Raw genomic sequence first — 7,075 nt, 5'->3', positions numbered from 1 at the left:
TAATTCAGCATATGCGAGACATCGATCTATTTCAGTTAGCCCTGAACTTGACGCCACCGTGGGAAGCTGTATCCGTAGACTTTAATGCAGATAAGAAACGTCTTGATATTCTACTGGATTTTCCTAAAGATAGTGTATTCAGTTGTCCGGAGTGCGGCAGATCTGACTGCACGGCATATGACACGACCCAAAAAACATGGCGTCACCTCAATTTTTTTCAACATGAAGCCTACTTGTCCGCCAGGGTTCCACGAGTGAACTGCAAGGACTGTGGTGGGGGTCTCGTGGGAACGCCCGGATAGTGGTTTTACGCTATTGTTTGAAGCCATGATTATGCCCATGGTGACAGCTATGCCGGTGAAAGCGGTTGCGCGCTTGGTCGGTGAACAGGATACCCGCTTGTGGCGCCTGTTGAACCATTATGTTGATAAAGCAAGAGACCAGCTTGACCTGTCTCAGGTTAAACGCGTTGGAATTGATGAAACCTCCGGCAAAAAAGGCCACAATTATGTCAGCGTTTTTGTGGATCTGGATACGCCTAAAGTCATTTGCGCGACTGAAGGGAAAGGGGCCGACACCGTTAAAAGATTTTCCGAAGACTTTGCTGAGCATGATGGAAAGCCAGACGCAGTTGAAGAATCCTGCTGTGACATGTCACCGGCTTTTGTCAGCGGCATCGGACAATACCTGCCGAAATCACAAATCACGTTTGACAAATTTCATGTCATGAAGATCATCAACAACGCTGTGGATGAGGTACGTCGCCAGGAACAAAAAAATCATCCGGAACTGAAGAAAACCAGGTATATTTGGCTGAAAAATCCCGACAAATTAAAAAAAGACCAATCAAAACAGTTTGAAGAACTGAAAATTCCGAAATTAAATCTAAAGACAGCCAGAGCTTATCACATCAAACTGAATTTCCAGGAGTTTTGGACACAGACACCGGAAAATGCAGAAGCGTTTTTGAAAAAATGGTACTTCTGGGCGACTCACAGTAAGCTTGAACCTGTCAAGCAGGCTGCTTATACCGTTAAACGTCATTGGGACGGCATCTTAAGATGGTTTCATTCCCACATTAATAACGGAATCCTAGAGGGCATCAACAGTCTGATCCAGGCGGCCAAAGCAAAAGCCAGAGGGCATCGTTCGTCTCGAAACTATATCACCATGATCTACCTCATAGCGGGTAAGCTGGATTATACGCTACCCACATGAAACAGCGAGGAGCCATTTTGGTGATAAAAGTGCTGCCGATAAGCATTTCAGAATTGGTTTTGATTGTTATAAGCCTGATTGCTACAATGATTTTCAGGAGAAAGATAAAACTAACCTTGCTCCAATGTTAACTTTGAATTATTCTTGGTAACTTTTTAAGAGGCTCTTTTCTAAGGGCTCTTTTATTTGATTTTTATAAGATCATTAGAAACATCGCTGCTTTAAAGAATCCCCTTTCTCCCTTGGGAGCTCTTACTATCAAGAATTTCCCTTCTATATATTTTTCTTCGGTAGAATTTTTGAGATTTTAATATGAAATTTTCAAGCAGGTTCCAATTCTAATACACGGCTTAAAAGGTCTTTCATTTAATAATGACAATGGAAGATTTGGTTTCGCGGGATGTTGGAGATGAGGTTTTTGTTCCTTTTGAGGATTCAGGCACAAGGAAGTCTATTGAGGATATAGCTTCTAATTTTCCAAGAGAGAAGCGGAAAAGTGTTCTTGGGGATATGATTTCAGATAGGGCTCGAACTTTGAAGGCTGGTGTTGTTGCGCTTTTAGAAGAGATTGTTCTTCGGGAGGATTTGAATAGGGGGCAGTTTGAGAAGATTGATTTTGAGGTTTGTCAGTTGAGGGATAGGGTTTTGCAGTATGAGTCGTTGGAGAGGGAGTTGTTAGAGGGGTTGGATGGTGCGAGGTCTGAGGTTAAATCAAAGCTTGAGGGTGAGATTTTGAAGCTTGAGAGGGAGAGGCGAAAGGAGTCGTTGGAGTGTTGGCGAGATTTGATGTTTTTGAAGAAATATTTGATGGTGTCGTTGAAAGATTATTGGGAGTTGGTGAGGCGGCGGGGGGTGTTGGGGAAGTAGGTATTAGTTGTTTGTTGTGTTGCTATTGGATTTTGGGGAATGAGAAAAATGGATTTTTTGTGATTGACAGGTAGGTTTTGGGGTGGTAGGAATTTATAATTGGATATTTTGAATCTGGTGTGTTGTTGTGTTCTCTCCTGATATAAATTCTCTTCCTAAAAATATTAGTTATACATGTGCTATGTATCTCCAATGGACAGATGTCAAGTTATTGCTTATGAGTTAGTTTTAAATAGTATAAATATTTTTGTTAAATATGAGTTGGAGTGTTCTGAGTGGATTTCGAAAGGGCGTTGTAGTTGGCGGAGTTGTTGGGTTGATGGTTTCTCTTCTTCCGATCTTTATTACTATTTTTGAAAGAAATGAGTTCTTTTTAGGCTTGTCGTTATTATTATTATTTGTCTTCATTGGAATTTGTGCTGGTGGGGCAGTTGGGTATTTCTGTAAAGAGAAAAAGATTGTTTCCGAAAATAGTCAGGCTAGCCTTATATTAAAAAAGAAAAATTTTATTTATTTGATGTTTTAATGGTTTTGTTCCTTTTATTTCTTGTTGGACTAATAATCGTAGTTGCTATCGGGACGATGATCATTTTTACAATAGGATATAAAGAAGTACCATCAATACTTCTCAGTTTGTTAGTTTTTGTTCCCTTTTTTTTATTTTTTTTATTTAATTATTTAAGAAAAAAATATTTTTTACTTAATGAAGTAAGAGTTTCTAAAAAGGTTGCTATTTGGAGTTCAATACGGGGAGCAATTCTTTGGTTTTTAGTGTTAGGATTTTTTGTTGGTTTTTTAGTTCTTGCTATTATTTCTAGATGAATGAGTCTCGTAATAACAGACCATGTAATTAATATATTTTCTTATAGAATTCTTAAAGTTTCAATGAAAAGAAATTACTTGTTTGTTTACAATTCCAAGAATAATTTTTTATAACTTTGTAATTAAAAAATGAGGGAAAAGAGCGAATGTCTTCTATTCATCATCATCAAAGACAAATCAGTCAAAGGTTGAGATTAATTGGTACACTTGTCTTATGCTTCTACTTAATGAATTTTTTTATTATCTCGAATATTGTATTTGCTGGAGGTGTAACTATTATTACACATGGATATCATTTCCCCACCAATAATAATACCGATTGGTTAGACAATATGGAATCTATTATTCATTTACGATTAGTAGATGAAATGGAAAGCATGAAAAAAAGAAAGCTTTCCGAAAATGAAAAGACCAAAGTAACAGCCGTGTATACTTTGGAAATTGCAAACGACTTTGAAACTTTGTCAGAATGTGATCATTCTGTTTTATTATCAAATGGTTATTTATGGGGAATTCAAAAAGAGTCGTCTGTATCAATGACTGAATCATTAAGTGGAGAAACTATCATAAAACTTATATGGACAGATCTTGATTCATGGGGTGGTGCTGGTGGCGGAAGAAGTACTGAACTTATTGCTGAAATTGCCTGTAATGCTCTTACGAATTTGCAGATAACTCCTGCTTTTGGTGGTATATTGCCAATATGTTCTCCGATTCATTTAATTGGACACAGTAGAGGTGGTAGTCTTATGGGAGCTCTTGCTGAAAAACTTGGAGAATATGGATTATGGATAGATCAAGTTACCTTTTTAGATCCTCATCCCATAGATCTTACATCTGCTGAGGTTTATTGGCAAGATGACTGGGGAGACAATGGGGGATTAATAGTTCCTGGAAATGTTATATTTGCCGACAATTATTATCGATATGAAGGTTATTTTTCTGGAACTACTGGATTTCAACCAGATGGAGAGTCCGTAGAAGGAGCCTTGGAAATCAGGCTTGATGAAGGTTATTTTGAGAATCTTGGAGGTTATGGCTGGCCTACATATGAACACTCCGATGTGCACGCATGGTATAGAGGAACTATCTCAACTTCAGATTCTTTCCTGTTAAATGGTGGAGTGTTCCTAGAGCAAGATGCAGGCTTTCGTGTAACTTCAGACTGGTATGTCGCTGATGCTTATGAAGATGGCATCAAAAGATCGAGAGAAAGCACTGGTTATGCATTTAGTCTTGTGGCAAACGACTGGCAGAATCGTCCTATCAATGGACTTCATTCAATGATTAACGGAAATGGGAAATCTCGATCTTTCACCCCAAAATTAGGTCATAAAGTTGATAATGTTGGATATTTAACTCTTCAAACTACAAATATAAAAACTGGGAATACCTTTAAGGTGGACTACCGATATGAGTCTTGGTCTACTGATTTTGGAGTTGAATTTTATCTTGATGATAACAGAAATCCTCATGATGGGCATATTTTATTGCTTGGGGAGCGTGAACATGGTGAAAGTAATGGGATGGAAGGTATGTATGACCCAATGTCATTAACGATGCCAATGAATCAAAAGCCCGGAACTTATTATGTTTTTATCAAGTCAACAGGTTCTGCGTTTCCAAGATATTTTTATGCACCAATGCAGCTTACTGTAACTGAATCTTCTGCGCCTGACACCGGTGAACCCAACGATTCCTATCAACAAGCCTCAAATCTTGGAAAGATAGAAGGTGAATATTATGAAAAAGACCTGAATGTTACTAATGGAGATGTAGATTATTATAAGTTTGAGATAACCTCAATGGGTACAAGTGATGATTATGTGGAGATTAGTATTGAAAATAGCGCCAATTCTGGCAGCAGCCAATATGATCTTGATTTGGCGATTGGAAAATTAAATAATAAAGGGAAGTGGGTACCTGCGACTGGTAGTTGGTATGATTCGGCTTCTCTTTCGAGCACAAAAACAGAGAGAGTTGAGTTAAATGGCTTTGATGCCGGTGAATATTACGCTATTGTTTTCGGAGCATCAGGATATGTTATAGGGGATGATGACCCGGGTTTTATAGGAAATGAGGAGAGTGGATATAGTCTTTTTATGCATGGGCCAATTTCAGAAGAACCCTTTTTATCTTTACCCAATCTAATCATAAAAAGTTTCTCACCTTCTCCTTCTCCAGAGAATGGAGCGTATCATGTTGGTGATAGTGTTAATTGGACTGCGGTTGTTAAGAATATTGGCGATGAAGAATCCGAAAAGTGCGAAGTTGCTTATTATATTGGAGAGTCATCAAGTGATTATAGTACAGCGCTTAAGCCAGATTCTGGCGATACAGTTTGGGAAATGAAACAAGAAGAGACTACAACTGAAAGTAGCGAGTATAAGTTTACTGAGGATGACATTGGGCAGCGGTATTTAATTTGCATTGCAGATAGGGATAATGAGGTTGAGGAGAGTTCAGAGAGTGATAACAAATGGGCTTATGGGCCTTTTGATGTTGTGCCGCAAAACACGAAAGCAAAACCAATCGTAGAAACAAGTGGTGTATCTAATATTAATGCAACAAACGCTGCCCTTTGGGGTGTAGTAGATTGTAATGGTTCGGATACGATTGGTTATTTCCAATATGGTTTAACTGATAATTATGACAAGACAAGCACGACTCAAAGTTTTGGAGTGTGTAGTGGCCCATTTAGTCTTCAAAAAAAAATAGAGGGCTTAAAATGTGATTCCACATATCACTATAGAGCTGTCGCTTCAAACAGTTATGGCATTTCTTATGGCTCAGACAAATCATTTATGACTAATAGCTGTTCAAAAACTGTTGCCACTCCAATTATATCCCCTAATGGAGGAACTTTTACGACTCTACCAACAATTGAGCTATCTTGCTCTACTTTAGATACAGCAATTCGTTACACTATTGATGGTTCTTTGCCAACTACAAACTCAACTCTATACATTATGCCTTTTTCGGTAGTAAGTGGGGAGTTTACTCTCAAGGTTAAGGCATTTGGACAAGATTCTAGTGAGAGTGATGTTGCTTCAGCGGTTTTTGTAATTGATTCAGAAAAAAAATCCGAATTGTCTGTTACTCCGAGTTTGAGAAATGTGTCTTGTAATGAAGGAACGACAAGTTTTACGGTAAATAATATTGGTACGGGTACTATGCCTTGGACTGCTTCTGTTGTATCTGGCGATGATTGGCTTTCAATTCAGTCTGGCTCGACGGGTACAAATAGCGGGACAGTCTGGGTTGCTTTTTTGGAAAATACTTCAAGTTCAAATAGGGTGGAAAAAGTTAGAGTAATTATTGATGGTACTAATTCGTTTTTGGATGTAGCGATTACTCAATTGGGGACTGTTTCCCTGACTCAAAGCAATGTTTCTCAATTGTATGTATCCCTTTTTGGTCGGGCATCCGAAGGGGCCGGTAATGCGTATTGGTGTTTAAATCAAGAGAATATGGTAATTACGGCTGATGTCATGTTATCAACAGAGGCTGCCAAAGATTATTTTGGAAGTACTTTGTATGATGATCAAGCTTTTATAGAATTTATTTATGAAAATACATTAAACAAAACTTTGAATGACGATCCTCAAGGAATTGCTTATTGGGTCGCAGCACTTGATAGAGGCGCAAGTAAGGGGACGGTGGTTACCTCATTGATTAATGCTGTATATGATTATGCTAATTCGACTGATCCCAAAACACTGGCAGCCTATAGGCAATTTGTTAACCGTGTGGAGATTTCTAATTACTGTGCTGAGAATATTCAGGAGTTTACTGACTATTTGGAGTTTCAAACTTTTATCAATGTTGTCGATGACACAACGGCAAGTCTTGAAGATGCTAAGACGATGATTGATGATTTTGTTTCAGGTTCATCTCTATAGCGCTCAACAAAACTGATACAACTACGCTAAGATAAAATAATACGGGTATCCGTACAATTTAACTGACGAGGCGAAAAATGCTATTATCAATTTAGTGGAGTTGGCAATTTATTCGGATTAACTTGTTTGGTTTTTATTTGGGAGTTTGATGGGGAATAGTTGTTGGTAGGATAAGTTTGTTGGGGGTGGTAAAAGAGAATGTTTTAGATCGGTTTTGTTCTTCACAGGAGTTTATGACGCTTTGTTGGGAGTATGGGATTAGGTAT

Annotated in this window: 3 protein-coding genes and 1 pseudogene; all 4 read left to right on the top strand. The window is 38.2% G+C overall.

The window, feature by feature from the left end:
- Positions 1-11: 11 nt before the first annotated feature.
- Positions 12-1,218, top strand: a pseudogene (locus ACYQ2M_RS24315) (ISL3 family transposase).
- A 372-nt stretch (positions 1,219-1,590) separates the two neighbouring features.
- Positions 1,591-2,085 (top strand): hypothetical protein, encoded by a 495-nt coding sequence (locus ACYQ2M_RS24310; RefSeq protein ID WP_459918990.1) that lies wholly within the window; start codon positions 1,591-1,593, stop codon positions 2,083-2,085.
- Between the two features lie 319 nt (positions 2,086-2,404).
- Positions 2,405-2,611, top strand: a complete 207-nt coding sequence (locus ACYQ2M_RS24305) for a hypothetical protein (RefSeq protein WP_459918989.1) — start codon at positions 2,405-2,407, stop codon at positions 2,609-2,611.
- Positions 2,612-3,053: 442 nt separating this feature from the next.
- Entirely contained in the window at positions 3,054-6,809 is a 3,756-nt protein-coding gene (locus ACYQ2M_RS24300) for a chitobiase/beta-hexosaminidase C-terminal domain-containing protein (protein ID WP_459918988.1), read from the top strand.
- Positions 6,810-7,075: the final 266 nt, after the last annotated feature.

It is taken from the genome of Desulfocicer niacini, assembly GCF_054657595.1.
The sequence above is the reverse complement of the archived record's forward strand: the minus strand, read 5'-3'. Positions and strand labels throughout refer to the sequence as shown.

Bases quoted from the DNA above. Each gene is read 5' to 3' on its own strand.
- ACYQ2M_RS24310 (WP_459918990.1), top strand. From the start codon at position 1,591: ATGACAATGGAAGATTTGGTTTCGCGGGATGTTGGAGATGAGGTTTTT.
- ACYQ2M_RS24305 (WP_459918989.1), top strand. From the start codon at position 2,405: ATGGTTTCTCTTCTTCCGATCTTTATTACTATTTTTGAAAGAAATGAG.
- ACYQ2M_RS24300 (WP_459918988.1), top strand. From the start codon at position 3,054: ATGTCTTCTATTCATCATCATCAAAGACAAATCAGTCAAAGGTTGAGA.